This window comes from Microbulbifer sp. TB1203 (assembly GCF_030997045.1).
Classification (GTDB): domain Bacteria; phylum Pseudomonadota; class Gammaproteobacteria; order Pseudomonadales; family Cellvibrionaceae; genus Microbulbifer.
On the sequence record NZ_CP116899.1, the window covers coordinates 1170928 to 1190883 of the forward strand.

Sequence of the window (19956 nt, forward strand, 5' to 3'; positions counted from 1 at the left end):
GCATAATTTGCCCAATTTATTGCTTTTATTTTCGCTATCGACGGTACGAATACTCAATGAACCTGGAAAGAGCCGACCTGAACCTGCTGGTCTACCTGGATGTGCTGCTGCGGGAGCGCAATGTCACCCGCGCCGCCAATTACCTGGGGTTGTCCCAGCCCGCCATGAGCAACGGCCTCAAACGGCTGCGGGAGCTGTTCGACGACCCGCTGCTGGTGCGCACCCGCGAGGGCATGATGCCCACGGAGCGGGCTCTGGACCTTCAGCCCATGGTGCGCGAGGCGCTGGCGGCCATCGACCGGGTGATCCAGCCCAACCGGGATTTCGACCCTGGGGCCGCGCGACGCACCTTCCGTATTATGGCCAGTGACTACGCAGAATCCACGCTGATCCCGCCGCTGTTGAAGCAATTGCGGGAGGGTGCACCCGGGATCAGCCTGGATATCATGACCCCCAGCGACGTGAGCTTCGTGGACGTGGAGCAGGGCAAGGTGGACATGGTGATCAACCGCTTCGACAGCATGCCCCAGAGCTTCCACCAGGCCACCGTGTGGCGGGACAGCTTTTCCTGCGTGATGCGGGCGGATAACCCAATTCTCGAGGACTACAATCTGCAGAGTTACCTGCGCGCCCAGCATATCTGGGTGAGCAAGACCGGCATGGGCGTCGGCGTGGGCGTCAATCCGGAGGACGTGCAGCGTCTGGGCTGGGTGGATGAGGCCATCGGCCGCCTGGGCGAGAAGCGGACCATCTCGGTATTCACCCGCCACTACCAGGTGGCCATGCTGCTGGCGGAGCAGAGCGACCTGATCGTCACCGTGCCCACGCGCCTGGCCCTGCTGGCACGGGACAACCACCGCGTGGTGCGCCGGGAGCCGCCGCTGGAGATCCCGCCGCTGGAGCTGAAAATGGCCTGGAGTCCACTGTTGCAACAAAGTGCGCCCCATCGCTGGCTGCGACGGCTGATTCTGGATATCGGCCGCCATCTGTAACCGCGCGCGAGACAGGGTTTGATAAAGATTCAAAATGTGAATAGTGGAAATTCTACCTATAAATTAGCAGCATGGCGAAGCGCCTGTTTAGAATGCCGAATTCCCAACGATCAGCGAGAGGCCCGGATATGACGGAACGAGTCCAAATTGGCGAACTGCAAATCGCGCCGGAATTGTACAAACTGATCAACGAGGAGGTGATCCCCGGCACCGGCGTGAACGCCGGGGAATTCTGGGCTGAATTCGAGAAAATTATCGACGACCTGTCGCCGGTGAATCGCGCCCTCCTGGCGAAACGCGACCAACTGCAGGCCAAAATCGATCAGTGGCACAGCGACAACCCCGGCGCCTTCCGGGATATCCCCCGCTACAAGGAATTCCTGCGCGAAATCGACTACCTGGTGGACGGGCCCGCGGATTTCTCCGCGACCACGGAAAACGTGGATGCGGAAATCGCCACCATGGCGGGGCCGCAACTGGTGGTGCCGGTAATGAATGCCCGCTATGCGCTGAACGCCGCCAACGCCCGCTGGGGCAGTCTGTACGATGCCCTTTACGGCACAGATGTAATCAGCGAGGAAGGTGGTGCGGAAAAAGGCACCGGCTACAACCCGGCGCGCGGCGCCAAGGTGATCGAATACGGCCGGGAATTTCTCGACCAGTCAGCACCGCTCACTCGCAGCAGCCACAAGAATGTCGCGGAGTACCGCCTCAACGGATCGCTGCTGGAAGTGGAATTGACCAACGGCGATATCGCAACGCTGAAAAACAGCAGCCAGTTTGTCGGTTATACCGGCGATATCGAATCGCCCGATACAATCCTTCTGCAACAGCACGGCCTGCGCTTTGAAATCCAGATCGACCGCGAAAGCCCCATCGGCAAAACCGACACGGCCGGCGTCAAGGACATTGTGGTGGAGGCCGCGCTCACCACCATTATGGATTGTGAGGACTCGGTGGCCGCGGTGGACGCCGCGGACAAGGTGCTGGTCTACCGCAACTGGCTGGGGCTGATGAAGGGCGATCTTCAGGAGTCCATCAGCAAAGGGGACAAGACCTTCGTACGCAAACTGAATCCCGACCGCGAATACACCTCCCCCAACGGCAGGGCCTTTTCCCTGCCCGGACGCAGCCTCTTGTTTATACGCAACGTCGGCCACCTGATGACCAGCGATGCGGTGCTCGATAAAGACGGCAACGAAGTCCCGGAGGGAATTCTCGACGGCATGATCACCAGCCTGATCGCACTGCACGATATTCGCGGCGATAACGACAGGCCGGTGAAAAACTCGCGGACCGGCAGTATCTACATCGTCAAGCCGAAGATGCACGGCCCCGAGGAAGTGGCATTCGCCAACACCCTGTTCGACCAAATCGAAGACGTTCTGGGCCTGGAGCGCAACACGGTAAAGATGGGCATCATGGACGAGGAGCGACGCACCACCGTCAACCTCAAGTCCTGTATTGCCGAAGCCAGGGAGCGGGTTGTGTTTATCAACACCGGGTTTTTAGATCGCACCGGCGACGAAATTCACACCTCCATGCTCGCCGGCCCGATGATCCGCAAGGGAGACATGAAAAAGTCCAAATGGATTGCCGCCTACGAGGACTGGAATGTGGATGTGGGGCTGGCCACCGGGCTCAAGGGCAGGGCACAGATCGGCAAGGGCATGTGGCCGATACCCGACCAGATGCTGGCGATGATGCACGCCAAACTGGCCCACCCCATGGCCGGCGCCAACACCGCCTGGGTGCCGTCGCCCACCGCCGCCACGCTGCACGCGCTGCACTACCACAAGGTGGACGTGGCCAAACGGCAGGAAGAGCTGGCCAGGCGCGAACCGGCCAGCCTGGACGACATTCTCACGGTTCCCGTCGCGGAGGACACCAACTGGAGCACCGAGGAAATACAGCGGGAACTGGACAACAATGCCCAGGGCATTCTCGGCTATGTGGTGCGCTGGGTGGAACAGGGCATCGGCTGCTCCAAGGTGCCGGATATCAACGACGTGGGCCTGATGGAAGACAGGGCCACACTGCGTATTTCCTCCCAGCATATCGCCAACTGGCTGAAACAGGGTGTATGCACCGAGCAACAGGTGATGGAAACCATGCAGCGTATGGCCGCGGTTGTGGACCGACAGAACGCCGGTGACCCCGACTACCGCGACATGTCACCAAACTACGACGACAGCATCGCCTTCCAGGCGGCCTGCGAGCTGGTGTTCAAGGGCAGCGAGCAGCCAAACGGCTACACCGAGCCGGTGCTGCATCGCCGCCGGCGGGAGTTCAAGGCGAAAAATGCTTAAACAGAAAAGGCCCCACGGGGCCTTTTCTCATAGAAAGAAGAAACTCCTACCGCAATACCGCTGCTGGCACTCAGGCTGGCACTGATGCCCGGTCAATCCCAATCCCGCCGCCGATCACCTGCACGGAAAGCCCCCTCTCATCGATGCTTATCAACTGGCGAAATATATAGCTGAGGAAATCCGCGACAGCCAATTGCCGCTGGCTTCCCACCTGATAGAGAAGGCTACCCCGAATACGATCCGCTCCATTTCCCCGGCCCGGAAGCTACTTTCGCTGAAACGGTCATTATTGATTGAAGATGATAGAGTTAGATAGGTAATGATCTTTATTGATTGATAATATGTCTTATATATCATATGGTGAAACAAAGCGCGGAGGAGAGCTGCGCGGTTTCGGCTTTGCATGCGTTCCAACTCTAATAACGACGGAGCAAACCAATGAGCTACAAAAGACTGAGTGCCCCCGCTCCCCTGTCGGCGATCATGGCCGCCATGGCCTTCGCCAGCACAACACACGCCCAATCAACTTCTGACCCAAACGGCGCCATTGAAGAGGTTCAGGTGACAGGGTTCAGGGCGTCCCTGAATACCGCACTCAGTCAGAAACGCGAGAGCACAGCAGCGGTAGACAGTATTGTCGCCGAAGACATCGGGAAGTTCCCGGACTCCAACCTGGCCGAGTCCATGCAGCGTATACCCGGTGTCGCACTGGCGCGCGGTGATGGTGGCGAAGGTAAGAACATTTCGGTGCGCGGTCTGGGTGCCGAGTTCACCCGCGTGCGGATCAACGGTATGGAAGGTGCCTCCCAGACCGGCTCATCCGATATTTACGGCGCCGGCAACGGAGGGCGGAGCTTCGACTTCAATGTATTCCCAACCGAAATTTTCTCCGAGCTGACTGTCCGCAAAACACCCAGCGCGGATATAGAGGAAGGCTCACTCGGCGCTACCGTAGACTTGAGAGCGCCAAGGCCACTGTCTGCGGAAGGGGATCTCACCATCACCGGTACCGCGCGAGGCGTCTACAACGAGGTGGGAGACTCCGTCGATCCCCGTTTTTCAGGACTGATTTCAAAGAAATTTTTCGACGACACCTTCGGCGTATTGGCCTCCGTTGCACACTCTGAACGGAATATTCGCGAAGTGGGTTACTCTGCCGTTAACATTCTCCCCACTTACGTGAATGGTGGCTTCTGTTCACCCCTGGGCTACATTCCTCAAAACCCGGAAACCAATGGGGAAAAAGGAGCAGATGCCCTCAACTGCAGCACCAATAACCCGCGCACGGGTAGCAGTGAAGCCTATGAGCTCATTCAGTCCCGGACCGGGGTGTCCGGTAACCCCGGGGGTGGTGTATTCCTTCCACGCATTCCTCGTTACCTTAACTCCGAGCAGGATGCTGAGCGCACCGGCGGCACCTTGACGCTCGAATGGCAACCCACCTCCGATACCCATATCGCTCTGGACAACCTTTACTCCAAGTACGATGTCGTGCGGCGTGACAATTATATTGATGCGCTATCGTTCGCTCGAAATGCCAATGTCAATGGCCAACCCATGGTATCGGTCCGGGAGCTCGAGGTAGATGACAATGGTACATTAATCTACGGCGTTTTTGATGGCGTCAACCTTCGCTCAGAAAGTCTGGTCGACCGTTTTTCTACCACGTTTGAGCAAACCAATCTCAGCATTTCGCATCTGTTCAGCGAAGACTTTGAAGTTAAGGCACTATTGGGTCGCTCAGAGTCAGAATTCGACAATCCCGAGCGCCTGACCGTAAACGTAGATTCTCCGAATACCGACAACTTCGTCATTGATTTTCGAAACCGCGACAACATTCCCGTCATGAGTTACGGCATAAACGTCAATGACCCAGGAAACTTCAACTATGCCCCTCGCCGGGGGGACGGTGTTGTTTTGGGTAATTTCAATACCCGGAACCAAAAAAGAGTTACGGAGAATACAACGGCCGAAGTAGACATTATCTGGAACTTCTCACCTGAGCTTACCTTCAAGTTCGGCGTACAGGCCCGTGAGAGCGATTACAAAACCCATTCTGTTATAATCGCAGACGAGTTCAGAGGCACATCGCAATTACCGGAAGGGACCAGCATCGCCGACTTCTCAAGAACCGTTCAGGGTGTGAGCAATGTTCTGGGCTCAGCCACGATGGGCGACTACCTGGGTGTCGATCACGAAAAATGGAAAGACATCGTGGGTTTTGACGATTTTGTATGGTGTGGCGCAGAGTGTGGCGCTCAATCTCCCGCGGTAAACGAGAAAACCAACAGTGCATACTTGATGGCCGAATTCACCTTTGATCAATGGAGATTTCCTGTGCGCGGTGATATCGGCGTTCGATACATAGATACCGACCAGCACAGTATTGGCTTTATCCCCACCGCGGCCCCTGAAAGCTCTCCCTACGCCACTTTTGCTCAGCGGGTCGATATTGACCGCCAGTACGACGACCTGCTGCCTTCCTCCAACCTGGTCGTAGAGTTTACACCTTCGCTCCTGGGGCGGTTTTCAGTTGCGGAAGTAATGTCCCGGCCCGACCTGGGACTGCTCATTCCAAGCGGTTCCATGAACCCTGTAACGCGGACTGCCTCTGTCGGCAACGCCTTTCTTGAGCCGATTCGAGCGAAGACTTATGATGTCGCCCTGGAATGGTACTTTGATGAAGGTGCACTGGCCTCTATTGCCTACTTCAAGAAAGACATCAGCACTTACATTCAGTCCATTTCAAGCCTGGTCCCGTACACTGAACTTGGCTTCCCCAATACGCTGCTGGAAGGTACGGCCGCCAACCCCGATGATTTGTTTACAGTAAACCAAGCGACTAACACTAAAGGTGGTCCACTCAGCGGTGTCGAGTTAAATCTTCAGTTGCCGATGATCTTCCTGCCTAGTTTCTGGAAAGACTTTGGGATTCTGGCCAACTATACCCACGTAACCTCTGAAATTGACTATGTACTCCAGAGCGAGGAAGGCATACCAACGCTGACCACCACCAACGACCTGATCGGTCTCTCGGAAAACGCGGCCAGCGCAACGCTTTACTATGAGAATGATGTTTTCAGTTTCCGCACCACAGGAAGCTATCGCTCAGGCTACTTGCGCTCAGTTCCGTCCGGAGCCAACGATAGCGACGTACTAGGCAACAATTCGACATTCTTTGTTGATGCCTCAGCATCTTACTATCTGACGGACACCGTCAAGTTAATATTTGAGGCACAGAACCTCACGAATGAACGCAATACCCTGTACATTGACAGCCAACGCAGGGACCCTTTGTTTGAAACCGAAATGGGGCGAACCTTTACTGTTGGTCTCAGCACCAAGTTCTGAAGAAAAGCCCGGCCCTCTACAAGGGTGAAGAGCGATCTGCATGGATCGATCAGCAAGGGCGAAAAGACCTTTGTGCGCGAGATCACAGCTTGGTAGGGTGCGCCATGCGCACCTTTTCAGAGCTTGCGGAGCCAGTGCGCACAGCGTACCCCCTTGTAGAAGTACTCAAAGTTTTTTTCTTGACCTGAAGCGCACTTGAGGTCTTATGCTGCCCGCCGTTATCAAGCAGCAAAGGGACCCGGTTACCATGACTTCTACAGCTATAGACCTGCAGGCCTACTGCCGGCGGATCGGCTATAAGGGCAGGTTATCCGCAGAACCGGACACGGTTAAAGCACTGGTTGTCCGCCACACCCACGCCATTTCCTTCGAGAACCTCAACCCTTTCCTGGGGTGGTCCGTGGATATCAGCCTGCCGGCGGTAGAGCGCAAACTGGTACACAGTGGGCGGGGCGGATACTGCTATGAGCAGAACACACTCTTTCGTGCAGTGCTGGAGTCGCTCGGCATCGCGGTTACCGGTCTCGCCGCACGGGTGCTCTGGCAGAGACCGGCGGGGACGACGCCGGCGCAATCCCATATGATATTGCGCGCGGAGATAGAGGGAATCCCCTACCTGGTGGATGTGGGATTCGGTATCCAGACCCCGACCTGGCCACTGCGCCTGGATACCGAGAAACCGCAAACCACGCCTCACGGGCGTTACCGGATATTGCAGGGAGGAGACGAATATTGGGTGGAAGTGGAAATTTCGGGTGAGTGGAAACCGATTTACAGCTTTGATTTGCAGGAGCAGTCCGCCGGCGACTACAAGATGTTCAACTGGTATTGCTCCACTCATCCGGACTCGCATTTTACCACCGACCTGATCGCGACCCGCCCGACAACCGGCGGACGCTATACCCTGCGCAACAATAACCTGATCTTTTATCCCCACAGTGGCCCCAAACGGGAATCCGCCCTGGCCAGTGTGAACGAACTGCGCGATGTGCTTTTGCAGACTTTTGATATCAACCTGGCCCAAACCCCGGAAACAGAGCGGGGCCTGGAAAAGGTATTCACCAGTGGAAAATAGTGGGAAAAGCCTCGTGACGAGAATTGCCGTTATATATCATTCGGCCCAGGGGACAACCGAAGCTTTGGCCAGATCGGTGATTGCCGGAGCCAACGGGCTCACCGGCACTGAAGCCGTCGGAATAAAAGTAACCGGTGAGGAAATAGTCCAGGGCCGCTACCGCAATCAGCGAGCATTGGAACAGCTGGATGCGGCCGATGGCATCGTATTTGGTTCCCCCACGTTCATGGGCTGTGTTTCCGCTCAGTTCAAGGCCTTTATGGATGCGACCAGCGAACGTTATTCCCGGAGAAGTTGGGCCGGGAAGCTCGCTGCGGGCTTCACCATCGGTTCCAGCCCCAGCGGCGACCAGCTGAACACGCTGCAAACCCTGCAGGTTTTCGCCAGCCAGCACGGCATGTTGTGGATCGGTATCGACCTGCCGGCGGGGTCCGATGCTGCTGCGCGCCCTCGTCTGGGAGCACAATCCGGCCTGGTTGCAGCGCATTCCGCGGCGGGGGAAGTACACCGGCAGGATCACCTGACCGCGGAATATCTCGGGAGCAGGGTGGGGGAGTTGGCAGGATTACTGTCACGGGGAACCGGAGCGACAGGGATGCCATGACGTTCAGCCGGGTGCCGGCGCCAAGTTCAATCGGTAGATTCCCAGGCGTTCATCCCAGGCACGGAACGTGGCCCCTTCCGGCAGCCGCTCGTGAATGCCCAGCACCAGGGCCGCTCCCGGGTGCATCACGGCCCCTATGCGTTCGAGGGCGGTGCGTTGTAGCTCCTCGTCGAAATAGGTGAATACCAGGTTACGGCAAAGCACCAGGTCGAATGGCCCGGGGGGTGTGCTTTCGCGGATATCTTCCACCCTGAACTCGACATTGCGCCGGAATTCCGGTTTCAGGCAATAGTTTTCCGCACGGCGAGTGAATGCCGTACCCCGCCACCCGGCGGGCAGGTCCTTGAGGCTGCTGGAGGGATAACAGGCCTCCCGGGCACGGCGGCACTGGTTGGCATCGGCATCGGAGGCGACGATGCGCAGGCGCAGATCGGAAAACGACGGCTGCAGCCGCATCTCCCAGGCAATGGCCAGGGTATAGGGCTCTTCCCCCGCGCCCGCGCCGGCACTCCACACGTCGAGACGGTCGGCCCCTCTCGAGCGGGCCAGTTGCGCCAGCTCCGGCAACACTTCCTCAACCAGATGGGCAAATACTCCTTTGTCGCGGTAAAAGCGGGAGATGGTCACCCGCGTCATGGCGTCAAGGACGCGCCATTCCTCCGGGTGCCGGGCCAGGTAACGGCGATAGGCGGATACGTCCTCGAGCTCAAGCCGCTGGATGTGCCTGTGAAGGCGCTTGCAGACCTGGCCGCGAACCTTGCGGAAGCCGGGCCAGCGCATGCGAAGCCGGGGCAGGGCCCATTGCAGAAACGCTACACAGGCTTCGTCGCGCATCTGGTGCTTTCCCCAATCCCGCTCAGCGGCGGGCCGGGTATTCGAGGTGGTACATGGAGAACAAGCTTAGCAGAGGGCGATGCCTTTACAGCGGGCTCGCAAGCCCATGAAGCACCTGCTGGAAGTGGAAATCGTTGCGCAATTGCCCTGAGCCCAAATCGGAGCCCTAACCTAAATGAGTAACCGCCGCAAATTGCCGTCCGGTACGGCCAGCGGCCAATCCTGCTCGAACACGTCCAGCAGCTTGCGCGACCGCGCGGGATTATCCGCTTCGTAGACGCCCAGCCATTGATGACGCTCGTCGCGTACAAGCAGTTGCCGGTCGTCGGCGACGGCGAATTCCCAGTCCGGTGTATCCACAGTGGCCTGAACCTTGCGGATTTCCATGATCGAACTGAGCCGCTGGGTAAGGTGATGCAAGCGGTGGTGGTGACGTACCACAGGATCGCTGTCGCGAATCAGGATACGTACCTGGACGAAGCGGCTGTCGCGGGCAAAACGGGAGAGGGCCTCGACCACCTCCGCGTCATGGTAGAGGGCGCGATCCAGGTGTTCCGAAAAAATATTCAGGCTTCTGCGGCTGCTGCCGAGCAGTTCGATCAGCGCCCGACGAAAATCCTCGGCGGACGTCAGTGGCCTGGGGTCTTTCACGCTACTCCACCTCCGGTGGGTAGATCAGGCTGCCCTGGGCAACCAACTGGTCGATCAGGCCACCGGCAGTCGCCAGTTCGGGGAACCGCTCGATATCCCGCTCAACCAGGGTTTTCATAGTGCAAAAGTTTTCCGCAAAGGGGATTGGTGCGGAAAAAACCTCACCGTCCACGAACAACACCTGGGGATCGCGGCTGAAGGCGCAGCGGGAGCCGGGATTCAGAACCAGTTCGACACCACGCGCCAGCTGATCCCGCCAGTCCTCCGCTGCGCCGGCTTCAAAGGCGAGGATGTCGGGATATTTGGCCTCGGTCATCACTGCGCCAAACCAGCGGGCGATATTCTGCGGCTGCTGAATCCACTGGCCCAGTTGCTCCTGCAGCCGCTGCACAGCGGCACTGTCTATCTCGCCGGGATTTTTTGCCGGCGCCAACCCGGGATCGCTGTAACGGATATGTTCCGGAAGCGCCATTGCCAGTTCAGAAGCCAGATCCTCGAGAGCAACGCGTGCGGAGGGAGCGCGAAAGCCGATGGAAATGGTGGTGCAGGGGCCATCGGCGATGCCCCAGTGGCTGTACTGGGGTGGCAGATAAAGCATATCGCCGGGCTCCAGCAGCCAGCTGTTCTCCGCCTCGAAATCACGCAGGATATTCAACGACGTGCCTTCTACCCTTGGGCTGCTTTCGTCGGCCTTGGGCCCCAGGTGCCAGAGCCGTTTACCCTCCGCTTGCAGCAGGAACACATCATAGAAATCGTAGTGGGGGCCGACGCTGCCGCGATCCGCAGCATAACTGATCATTATGTCGTCCAGGCGCCAGTCGGGAATAAAACGAAAGCATTCTTTCAGTTCGGCCACTTCCGGCAGCCACTGATCCACCGCCTGTACCAGCAGCGTCCAGTGACTGGCGGGCAGGGAGAGAAAATCGCTCTCGGTAAAAGGCCCGTCGCGCAACTGCCAGGGACCGTCTTTTCCGCTCTCCTCCACCAGGCGCGATTCCACTTCCTGTTCCAGTGCCATACCGGCCAGTTCCTCTCCTGAAACGGGGGAGACAAAGTCCGGGAAGGCGTTGCGAATCAGCAGCGGTTTGCGCTGCCAGTAGTCGCGCAGGAAGTCGGCTATTGGCAGATCGCCAAGGTGTGTCAGCGGTTTGACCACAGTAAATTCCCAGCGGTTTCCAATGGCAACTTTTCGTAGGGTGCGCAAAGTGCAGTGTGCCCACCGATTCTGCGGGAGATGGGCACGCTGCGCTTTGCCCATCCTACAAATATCCCGCTCATCCTAGATTTTCTGGGCCTGCTCCACGGCATTGCCGATATAGGACGCCGGCGTCAGCTCGAGTAGAGATTTCTTTGCCTCTTCCGGAATTTCCAGGTCCCCGATAAAGGTTTTCAAAGTCTCGCGGGTGATCCCCTGTCCGCGGGTCAGCGCCTTGAGCTTCTCGTAGGGCTCTTCGATATTGTAGCGGCGCATTACGGTCTGAATCGGTTCCGCCAGCACCTCCCAGGCATTGTCCAGGTCTTCCGCCAGGCGCTGGCGGTTGATTTCCAGCTTGCCCAGACCCTTCAGTGTCGCAGCATAGGCGATCACCGCGTAGCCCGCACCCACGCCCATATTGCGCAGTACAGTGGAGTCGGTGAGGTCCCGCTGCCAGCGGGAAACCGGCAGCTTGGCGGCCAGGTGCTGGAAAACGGCGTTGGCCAGGCCCAGGTTGCCCTCGGAGTTTTCGAAATCGATGGGATTGACCTTGTGGGGCATGGTGGAGGAGCCCACCTCACCGGCGACAACTTTCTGCTTGAAATAGCCGAGGGAGATATAGCCCCAGATATCGCGGTCGAAGTCGATCAAAATGGTATTGAATCGCGCGATGGCATCGAACAGTTCGGCGATATAGTCATGGGGCTCGATCTGGGTGGTGTAGGGGTTCCAGGCCAGGCCCAGGGAGGTGACAAATGCCTCGGCATTTGCCGCCCAGTCCACATCGGGATAGGCGGACAAGTGCGCATTGTAATTGCCCACGGCGCCGTTGATCTTGCCCAGCAATTCCACATCGTGAATCTGTTTGAGCTGTCGGCGCAAACGCGCCACCACATTGGCCAGTTCCTTGCCCACGGTGGTGGGGCTGGCGGTCTGGCCGTGGGTGCGCGAAAGCATGGGTACATCGGCAAACCCTTTTGCGAGCCCGGCAATTTCGCTGACGATTTGGTTCATCGCGGGCAGCAGTACCTGATCGCGCCCGGCGCGCAGCATCAGAGCGTGGGAGAGGTTATTGATATCCTCGGAGGTACAGGCGAAATGCACAAACTCGCTGACTTCCGCCAGCTGTTGGTTGGCAGAGATTTTTTCTTTCAGGAAATATTCCACCGCCTTGACGTCGTGGTTGGTGGTGCTTTCTATTTCCTTGATGCGCCGCGCATCCTCCACCGAGAACCCGGCCACGATGTTGTCGAGAACCTGGTTGGCTTCACTGTCGAAAGCTGGAACTTCCTCAATTTCCGGGTGGTTGGAAAGCTGCTGCAACCAGCGAACCTCCACCTCCACCCGCGCGCGGATCAGGCCGTACTCGCTGAAGATATCCCGCAGCGGTGCAGTTTTGCTCTCGTAGCGCCCGTCGATAGGGGAAACCGCGGTTAGGGCGGACAGCTCGACAGTCATAGTTTCTCTCCGAACTTAAACATTTGAGGATTCGATTCGCGCGATCAATTCGTCGGTCGCGGCGAGCAGTTTTTTGCGCTGGAACAGCAGGTGCAGTCTGCGCCCGCCCAATTGGCGCCACAGGGTGGCGGCGCGCACACCGGCGAACAACATGGTGCGGATCTGGTTGGCGATGCGTTGTTGTTGCAGAAAATTAAAATCCCCCAGCACCTGTATGCGGAAACGGAAGGTACTCAGGGTGTCGCTGTATACGCCGGCGAGGTTGGAAAAGACATTTTCGTGGGTCAGGCTGAAGTGATCCGCCTGCACCTTGGCCTTTTCCAGGCGGCTGCCGATTATCGCCAGCAGGTCGCTTTTCCTGCTCAACTGGCGCTGCAGGTAAAGGATGGAGAGCGCGTAGCGCAGGCAATCGGTGTACTCCGGGTGCTGGCGCGAGCGCAAAAGCTGGCGGGAGACCTGCAGCCCCGGCAGCAGCCTGTCGGCGCCGCCGAAGACATCTTCGGCGCGATCCGGGTTGATCTGGAACAGACTGTAGACGCCGGTCTCCAGTTGCTCCAGGGGCGCGGTGCCGGTTTTTGCCAGCCGCTCCACCAGAACCGCGGATTGAAAGATTCCCGCCAGTGCCAGCGCCTGGTCCCGCCAGTTGCTCAAAGTCACTCCTTAATTCTGTTTACGGGGGGCGCAGCCAACGCCGGTGGCCCGCTCTATGACGGCGCCGCCGAGGCAGACTTCGCCATCGTACAGTACCAGTGATTGCCCCGGTGTGATTGCCCGCTGTGGTTCGTCAAAGGCCACTTTCAACCCGTCGGTGCCGCAGACCTGTACCGTGCAATCCTGATCCGGCTGGCGATATCGGGTTTTGGCCCTGGCCCGGAACTCAGTCGCCGGAGCACTGCCGCTGATCCAGTGGATCTGTGCCGCTTCCAGGCCACTGGCGTAGAGCAGGGGATGGTGGGCGCCCTGGGCCACGATCAATACATTGCGCTCCAGGTCCTTGCCCACCACATACCAGGGCTCCTCGCCGGCACCCCTCACGCCGCCAATTCCCAAACCCTGGCGCTGTCCAATAGTGTGGTACATCAGCCCCGCGTGACGCCCCATGACTTCCCCCTCCGGGGTCTCCATATCCCCCGGCTGCGCCGGCAGGTACTGTTCCAGGAAGTCCTTGAAACGGCGCTCTCCAATAAAGCAGATACCGGTACTGTCCTTCTTGTCGTGAGTGACGAAATTATGCTCTTCCGCCAGGCGGCGCACCTCAGGTTTTTCCAGCTCGCCGAGGGGGAAAAGAGACTTGGCGAAAGCCGCTTCGTCCACCGCGTGCAGGAAATAGCTCTGATCCTTGTTGGCATCCAGACCCTTGAGCAGGTAGGTGCGCCCCTCGATATCCCTGCGCCGCGCGTAGTGGCCGGTGGCGATGAGGTCTGCGCCGAGCACTTCGGCGTATTCCAGGAAGACCTTGAACTTGATTTCCCGGTTGCACAGGATATCCGGGTTGGGCGTCCGCCCGGCCTTGTATTCCGCCAGAAAGTACTCGAACACGTGGTCCCAGTACTCGGCGGCGAAGTTGGCGGTGTGCAGCCGGATTCCCAGTTTCGCGCACACCGCCTCGGCATCCGCCAGGTCGGCCTTGGCGGTGCAGTATTCAGTGCCGTCGTCCTCATCCCAGTTCTTCATAAACAACCCCTCCACCCGATAGCCCTGCTGCAGGAGCAGCAGGGCGGCCACGGAGGAGTCCACGCCGCCGGACATGCCGACAATGACACGCTGGGGACAGTCGCGCTGGGGCTGTTTCACTGAGGAGTGGGGCATAGACAAGGACGATCAGTTACTGCATGACTAAATGGCACTACTAACTACTAAGTTAAGGGAGGGGCCCCTCGCATTACGAGCTATCGCTTAACTTAGCGCCATTCAGCGCACGGATAATAAAAAGGGGCGCAATTTTACCCGCGATCGGGCTTCGTGACCAATGGCTTTGACAACGGCGGATAGTGGCTCACCGCTTCGGTCGTCTCTTTTGCACAGGCCGGGGTTTGGCGGGGGCTGTGTAGACTTCTTCGAGCTTCTGCTTCCCCGGCTGCAGCTGACCCAGTGTCCAATTGCCGATAGCCACCCGCACCAGCCGCAATGTGGGGTGGCCCACCGCCGCGGTCATCCGCCGCACCTGGCGGTTGCGGCCCTCGCTGATGGTCAGTTCCAGCCAGGAGGTGGGAATCGACTGCCGGCTGCGCACCGGCGGGTTGCGCGGCCAGAGGTCCGGAGCCGCCAGTCGCCTGGCCCTGGTGGGGGCAGTGGGGCCGTCCTTGAGCTCGACGCCCCGGCGCAGCAGGGTCAACGCATCTTCGCCGATATCCCCCTCGACCTGCACCCAGTAGGTCTTGGGCAGTTTCTGCCGCGGGTGGCTGATCCGGTGCTGCAGCTCACCGTCATCGGTGAGCAAGAGCAGGCCCTCGGAGTCAAAATCGAGCCTCCCCGCCGGATAGAAGCCCGGGCGGCGGATATAGTCGGCGAGGGTGGGGCGCCCGCGGTCATCGGTGAACTGGCAGAGCACCCCGTAGGGCTTGTTGAAGAGGACGATCTGGCTCACTGGGTGGGTCCAAAAGCCACTATTGTAATCCAACTACAAAAACGAGCCGATGCTGATATAATCCCGCCGATTTTTTACCCCGCCAGCGACCTGCCAGACTTTTGGGGCTACAGGTTGCTGGACGGGTCAGATCCACCAAAGACGGAGTTCAAACAATATGGGCCATATCCAGGTGCCGGCAGACGGCGAGAAAGTTACAGTCAATTCCGACGGTTCGCTGAATGTGCCGAATCGCCCAATCATTCCCTTTATCGAGGGTGACGGCATCGGCGTGGATATCACCCCGGTTATGCGCAAGGTGATTGACGCCTCGGTGGAGAAGGCCTACGGCGGCGACAAATCTATCGCCTGGATGGAGATCTTCTGCGGCGAGAAAGCGGCAGAGACCTACGCCGGCGACTGGTTCCCGGCCGAGACCCTGGAAGCGCTGAAAGAATATGTCGTGGGCATCAAGGGCCCGCTGACCACCCCGGTGGGCGGTGGTTTCCGCTCCCTGAACGTGGCCCTGCGCCAGGAACTGGATCTGTATGTGTGCCAGCGCCCGGTTCGCTGGTTCAGCGGCGTACCCTCCCCCGTGAAGGAGCCGAACAAGGTCGACATGGTGATCTTCCGCGAGAACTCCGAGGACATCTACGCCGGTATCGAGTGGAAAGCCGACACCGATGAAGCCAAGAAAGTGATCAAGTTCCTGCAGGAAGAGATGGGGGTCAAGAAGATCCGCTTCCCGGAACACTGCGGTATCGGCGTCAAGCCGGTTTCCGAAGAAGGCACCAAGCGCCTGGTACGTAAAGCCCTGCAATACACCATCGACCAGGACCGCGACTCCCTGACCCTGGTACACAAGGGCAACATCATGAAGTTCACCGAAGGCGCCTTCGCCGACTGGGGCTATGAGATCGCCCGCGACGAGTTCGGTGCCCAGCCCCTGGACGGCGGTCCCTGGCACAGCTTCAAGAACCCGAAAACCGGCAAGGAAATCGTGGTTAAAGACGTGATCGCCGATGCCATGCTGCAGCAGATTCTGCTGCGCCCGGCGGAGTACGACGTAATCGCCACCCTGAACCTGAACGGCGACTACCTGTCCGACGCCCTGGCAGCTCAGGTCGGTGGTATCGGCATTGCCCCGGGTGCCAACCTGTCCGACGAAGTGGCCCTGTTCGAAGCCACCCATGGCACCGCGCCCAAGTACGCCGGCCAGGACAAGGTAAACCCTGGCTCTCTGATCTTGTCCGCGGAGATGATGCTGCGCCACCTGGGCTGGAACGAAGCGGCCGACCTGGTGATCAAGGGCGTGGAAGGGGCTATCGAAGCCAAAACGGTCACTTATGACTTCGAGCGCCTGATGGACGGCGCCGAGCTGAAGTCCTGTTCCGAGTTTGGCGACGAAGCCATCAAGCACATGGCCTGATGGCACCCATGCGGGCCCCGTGTCCGCACAGCAAAAAGCCCCGTACCGTAAGGTGCGGGGCTTTTTGTATGGGTATTCGTTTAGGGGGCCGAAGGGTGAGAGCCTATTCCAACGCTTCCGCCTCCTTCTCCCGCTGTGTCCGTCTGGTGTCGTCGGGGGCCATGGTTGGCTCCTTGGACGCTCCTGCGGAGGTGCTGATACAGATGTTGGCGGCGTGAAAGCCCTTATCACCCTTGATAATGTCAAAGGTGACCTGTTGGCCCGCTTTCAGGGTGCGGTAACCTTCCATCTGGATCGCTGAGTAGTGTGCGAACAGGTCTTCTCCCCCTTCATCCGCAAGAATAAACCCATATCCCTTGGCGTTATTGAACCACTTGACGGTACCGGTAGGCATTGGCGAACTCCCTCTAATTGCCGGGGCGACTGCTGGCCGCCTTGTAGAGTCTTTTATTGTTATCTGCATTTCCTGCATATAGATCGCGTTCCTGCTTGCGATCCAGCCCCGAATGGGACCGACACCACATCTTGTAGCTAACTGGTATGCGATTGTCAAGGACTGCTGGCGCCCGCTGTGTCGCGATGCAAATGAGGTTACAATGGTCCCCCCGTTTAAAAGCCCGGGTTCGCTTGTTATTTTTTCTCCAGGACCTCATTGACAATTGCTATGGGTATTTCACTGGCCATTAAACTACACTCAAACGGAACTGGGGACGACTCGCCTTACTTTGGCGATGTTGGCGGCGATACAGCAGTAGAAGAGGCTCCGCCCCAGCTCAAACGCCCCCCCATGTACAAGGTGGTAATGCTCAACGACGACTACACCCCCATGGAGTTTGTCGTGGAAACGCTTGAGCTATTTTTCGGTGCCAACAGAGAACGCGCCACCCAACTGATGCTGCAGGTACACACGCAGGGAAAAGCGATCTGCGGTGTCTATACTCGTGATATAGCGGAGACGAAGGCCGCGCAGGTCAACCAGTTCGCTCGCGATCACCAGCATCCGCTGCTGTGCGAGATCGAAGCAGACGAAGATGAGGAAGATTAGGCACATCAGGTCCCGTCGCTTGAAAGGAATCAGGCTCACTAAAACACCGCTTTCAGGCATGTGTTTTCTGGTGATTGACGGGTGGTATAGGCGAGTTAGGCTTTGAGGTTTAGATGCTCAGCAAGGACTTAGAGGTAACACTCAACCTGGCGTTCAAGGGTGCACGCGCGAAGCGCCACGAGTTCATGACCGTGGAGCACCTGTTGCTGGCGCTTCTGGACAACGAATCGGCGGCGGACGTGTTGCACGCCTGCGGTGCCGACCTCGGAGCGCTGCGCCGCGAACTGCTGGAATTCGTCGACTCCACCACCCCCCTGATCCCCGAGGCCGACACCGACCGCGAGACCCAGCCGACCCTGGGCTTCCAGCGGGTGTTGCAGCGCGCCGTTTTCCATGTGCAGTCCTCCGGCAAGAAAGAGGTGACCGGCGCCAATGTGCTGGTTGCCATCTTCTGCGAACAGGAGAGCCAGGCGGTCTACTACCTGAAACAGCAGAGCGTGGCCCGTATCGACGTGGTCAACTACATCACCCACGGGATATCCCGGGTGGGCAGCAGCGGCCACAATCACCACCATCATCACCACAACCCCGAACCGGCGCCGGAGCAGACCGACGAGGATATTGCCGGCGGCGTGGAACCCGGCGGTTCCGACCCGCTGGAAAGCTATGCCACCAACCTCAATCAGGAGGCCATCCTCGGACGCATCGACCCGCTGGTGGGCCGCGGACCGGAAGTGGAACGGGTCACCCAGGTACTGGCCCGTCGGCGCAAGAACAATCCCCTGCTGGTGGGTGAGTCCGGCGTGGGCAAGACCGCCATCGCCGAAGGCCTGGCGCGACGTATCGTGGACGAGGAGGTGCCCGGGCCACTACTCGACAGCACCATCTACTCCCTGGATCTGGGCTCCTTGCTGGCGGGCACCAAGTACCGGGGTGATTTCGAGAAGCGCTTCAAGGCTCTGTTGGCGGAGCTCAGGAAGCGCGAGCATGCAGTGCTGTTTATCGACGAGATCCACACCATTATCGGTGCCGGGGCGGCCTCCGGCGGGGTAATGGACGCCTCCAACCTGCTCAAACCACTACTCTCCAGTGGCCAGTTGCGCTGTATCGGCTCCACCACCTTTACCGAGTACCGCGGCATCTTCGAGAAAGACCGCGCCCTGTCACGCCGTTTCCAGAAAATCGATGTGAACGAACCCTCGGTAGAGGAGACAATACAGATTCTCCAGGGCCTGAAAAGCTGCTTCGAGGACCACCACAAGGTGCGGTTTACCGACGCCGCCCTGGAGGCCGCGGCCAATCTGGCCAGCAGACATATCACCGAGCGCTTCATGCCGGACAAGGCAATCGACGTGATCGATGAGGCCGGCGCCCATCAGTCCCTTCTCCCGGTAGAGAAGCGCAGCGACGTCATCGGCGTGACCGAAATTGAAATAGTGGTCGCCAAAATGGCGCGGATCCCGGCGAAGAGCGTCTCCGCTTCCGACAAGGTCCACCTGGCGAAGCTGGAAGACAACCTCAAGATGGTGGTCTTCGGCCAGGACCAGGCGATCGGCGCCCTCAGCACCGCAATCAAGCTGAGCCGCGCGGGCCTTGGCGCCGAGGAAAAGCCCATTGGCTCCTTCCTGTTCGCCGGTCCCACAGGTGTGGGCAAGACCGAACTCTGCCGCCAGTTGGCCAAGGTGATGGGGATCGAGCTGATCCGCTTCGATATGTCCGAGTACATGGAGCGCCACACCGTATCCCGCCTTATTGGCGCCCCCCCTGGCTACGTGGGCTTTGACCAGGGCGGCCTGCTCACCGATTCGGTGACCAAGCACCCGCACAGCGTAGTGCTGCTGGACGAGATCGAGAAGGCGCACCCGGAGGTCTTCAACCTGCTGCTTCAGGTAATGGATCACGGCACCCTGACCGACAATAACGGCCGCAAGGCGGATTTCCGCAATGTGATCCTGGTCATGACCACCAACGCCGGCGCCGAACTGATGAGCCGCCGCTCCATTGGCTTCACCAACCAGGATCACTCCAGCGATGGCATGGAGGAGATCAAGAAGATCTTCACCCCGGAGTTCCGCAATCGGCTGGACAGTATTATCCAGTTCAGCAGCCTGGATCTCGGGGTAGTGAAAACCGTGGTGGACAAGTTTATTGTCGAACTGCAGGCGCAGCTCGACGAGTCCCACGTAACCCTGGAGGTAAGTGAGGAGGCCCGCGAGTGGCTGGCGGTGAACGGTTACGACGAAAAGATGGGCGCACGCCCAATGGCCCGCCTGATCCGCGACAAGCTGCGCAAGCCGCTGGCGGAGGCAGTGCTGTTCGGAGATCTGGCGGAGGAGGGTGGTCGCGTGATGGTTACCCTGGAGGATGACGATCTGGCGATCAGGACGGCGGTTCCCGCCTGACAGGGGGCAGAGGACAGATGCCAGAAATGCAAAAGGCCACCTTCG

General features: G+C 58.9%; 16 protein-coding genes. 8 read left to right on the forward strand and 8 right to left on the reverse strand.

Annotation, left to right across the window (positions count from 1 at the left end):
- The first annotated feature begins 56 nt into the window (after positions 1-56).
- The 5 genes from PP263_RS05000 (at position 57) to PP263_RS05020 (ending at position 8331) form a co-directional block, all read left to right on the forward strand.
- Positions 57-992 carry a LysR family transcriptional regulator gene (locus PP263_RS05000; RefSeq protein ID WP_308367264.1) on the forward strand — a complete coding sequence of 312 codons (936 nt, stop codon included), beginning with the start codon at positions 57-59 and terminating at the stop codon, positions 990-992.
- A gap of 128 nt (positions 993-1120) precedes the next feature.
- On the forward strand, positions 1121-3301 hold the full coding sequence (locus PP263_RS05005) for a malate synthase G (protein WP_308367265.1): 2181 nt from the start codon (positions 1121-1123) through the stop codon (positions 3299-3301).
- 438 nt (positions 3302-3739) lie between these two features.
- Positions 3740-6652: a TonB-dependent receptor gene (locus PP263_RS05010; RefSeq protein ID WP_308367266.1), complete on the forward strand. Its 2913-nt coding sequence runs from the start codon at positions 3740-3742 to the stop codon at positions 6650-6652.
- A 247-nt stretch (positions 6653-6899) separates the two neighbouring features.
- Entirely contained in the window at positions 6900-7727 is an 828-nt protein-coding gene (locus PP263_RS05015) for an arylamine N-acetyltransferase (RefSeq protein ID WP_308367267.1), read from the forward strand.
- Positions 7717-8331 (forward strand): flavodoxin family protein, encoded by a 615-nt coding sequence (locus tag PP263_RS05020; RefSeq protein ID WP_308367268.1) that lies wholly within the window; start codon positions 7717-7719, stop codon positions 8329-8331. The genes PP263_RS05015 and PP263_RS05020 overlap by 11 nt, the downstream gene beginning before the upstream one ends.
- Before the next feature lie 3 nt (positions 8332-8334).
- On the opposite strand, the gene PP263_RS05025 is transcribed toward PP263_RS05020, so the two are convergent.
- The 7 genes from PP263_RS05025 to PP263_RS05055 all read right to left on the reverse strand — a co-directional run bounded on the left by PP263_RS05025 (position 8335) and on the right by PP263_RS05055 (position 15056).
- On the reverse strand, positions 8335-9165 hold the full coding sequence (locus tag PP263_RS05025; protein WP_308367269.1) for a CheR family methyltransferase: 831 nt from the start codon (positions 9163-9165) through the stop codon (positions 8335-8337).
- Positions 9166-9336: 171 nt separating this feature from the next.
- A complete protein-coding gene (locus tag PP263_RS05030; protein WP_308367270.1) occupies positions 9337-9816 on the reverse strand; it encodes a hypothetical protein in 480 nt (159 codons plus the stop codon).
- 1 nt (position 9817) lies between these two features.
- Positions 9818-10972 carry a cupin domain-containing protein gene (locus PP263_RS05035; protein WP_308367271.1) on the reverse strand — a complete coding sequence of 385 codons (1155 nt, stop codon included), beginning with the start codon at positions 10970-10972 and terminating at the stop codon, positions 9818-9820.
- Between the two features lie 123 nt (positions 10973-11095).
- A complete protein-coding gene (gene purB, locus PP263_RS05040) occupies positions 11096-12469 on the reverse strand; it encodes an adenylosuccinate lyase (RefSeq protein WP_308367273.1) in 1374 nt (457 codons plus the stop codon).
- A 15-nt stretch (positions 12470-12484) separates the two neighbouring features.
- Entirely contained in the window at positions 12485-13120 is a 636-nt protein-coding gene (gene hflD, locus PP263_RS05045) for a high frequency lysogenization protein HflD (RefSeq protein ID WP_308367274.1), read from the reverse strand.
- A 9-nt stretch (positions 13121-13129) separates the two neighbouring features.
- Positions 13130-14278, reverse strand: a complete 1149-nt coding sequence (gene mnmA / locus PP263_RS05050) for a tRNA 2-thiouridine(34) synthase MnmA (RefSeq protein ID WP_308367275.1) — start codon at positions 14276-14278, stop codon at positions 13130-13132.
- Between the two features lie 187 nt (positions 14279-14465).
- On the reverse strand, positions 14466-15056 hold the full coding sequence (locus PP263_RS05055) for a pseudouridine synthase (protein ID WP_308367276.1): 591 nt from the start codon (positions 15054-15056) through the stop codon (positions 14466-14468).
- A 157-nt stretch (positions 15057-15213) separates the two neighbouring features.
- On the opposite strand from PP263_RS05055, the gene icd reads away from it, so the two are divergent.
- Positions 15214-16464 (forward strand): NADP-dependent isocitrate dehydrogenase, encoded by a 1251-nt coding sequence (gene icd / locus PP263_RS05060; RefSeq protein WP_183457020.1) that lies wholly within the window; start codon positions 15214-15216, stop codon positions 16462-16464.
- 103 nt (positions 16465-16567) lie between these two features.
- On the opposite strand, the gene cspD is transcribed toward icd, so the two are convergent.
- Entirely contained in the window at positions 16568-16858 is a 291-nt protein-coding gene (gene cspD / locus PP263_RS05065) for a cold shock domain-containing protein CspD (protein ID WP_308367277.1), read from the reverse strand.
- Between the two features lie 270 nt (positions 16859-17128).
- Between cspD and clpS the strand changes: the two genes are divergently transcribed.
- The gene (gene clpS / locus PP263_RS05070; RefSeq protein ID WP_308367278.1) at positions 17129-17509 is read left to right on the forward strand and encodes an ATP-dependent Clp protease adapter ClpS; all 381 of its coding nucleotides are present in this window, start codon (positions 17129-17131) and stop codon (positions 17507-17509) included.
- Positions 17510-17622: 113 nt separating this feature from the next.
- Positions 17623-19911 (forward strand): ATP-dependent Clp protease ATP-binding subunit ClpA, encoded by a 2289-nt coding sequence (gene clpA, locus PP263_RS05075; protein ID WP_308367279.1) that lies wholly within the window; start codon positions 17623-17625, stop codon positions 19909-19911.
- Positions 19912-19956: the final 45 nt, after the last annotated feature.

Bases quoted from the DNA above. Each gene is read 5' to 3' on its own strand.
- PP263_RS05000 (WP_308367264.1), top strand. From the start codon at position 57: ATGAACCTGGAAAGAGCCGACCTGAACCTGCTGGTCTACCTGGATGTG.
- PP263_RS05005 (WP_308367265.1), top strand. From the start codon at position 1,121: ATGACGGAACGAGTCCAAATTGGCGAACTGCAAATCGCGCCGGAATTG.
- PP263_RS05010 (WP_308367266.1), top strand. From the start codon at position 3,740: ATGAGCTACAAAAGACTGAGTGCCCCCGCTCCCCTGTCGGCGATCATG.
- PP263_RS05015 (WP_308367267.1), top strand. From the start codon at position 6,900: ATGACTTCTACAGCTATAGACCTGCAGGCCTACTGCCGGCGGATCGGC.
- PP263_RS05025 (WP_308367269.1), bottom strand. From the start codon at position 9,165: ATGCGCGACGAAGCCTGTGTAGCGTTTCTGCAATGGGCCCTGCCCCGG.
- purB (WP_308367273.1), bottom strand. From the start codon at position 12,469: ATGACTGTCGAGCTGTCCGCCCTAACCGCGGTTTCCCCTATCGACGGG.
- mnmA (WP_308367275.1), bottom strand. From the start codon at position 14,278: ATGCCCCACTCCTCAGTGAAACAGCCCCAGCGCGACTGTCCCCAGCGT.
- icd (WP_183457020.1), top strand. From the start codon at position 15,214: ATGGGCCATATCCAGGTGCCGGCAGACGGCGAGAAAGTTACAGTCAAT.
- cspD (WP_308367277.1), bottom strand. From the start codon at position 16,858: ATGCCTACCGGTACCGTCAAGTGGTTCAATAACGCCAAGGGATATGGG.
- clpS (WP_308367278.1), top strand. From the start codon at position 17,129: ATGGGTATTTCACTGGCCATTAAACTACACTCAAACGGAACTGGGGAC.
- clpA (WP_308367279.1), top strand. From the start codon at position 17,623: ATGCTCAGCAAGGACTTAGAGGTAACACTCAACCTGGCGTTCAAGGGT.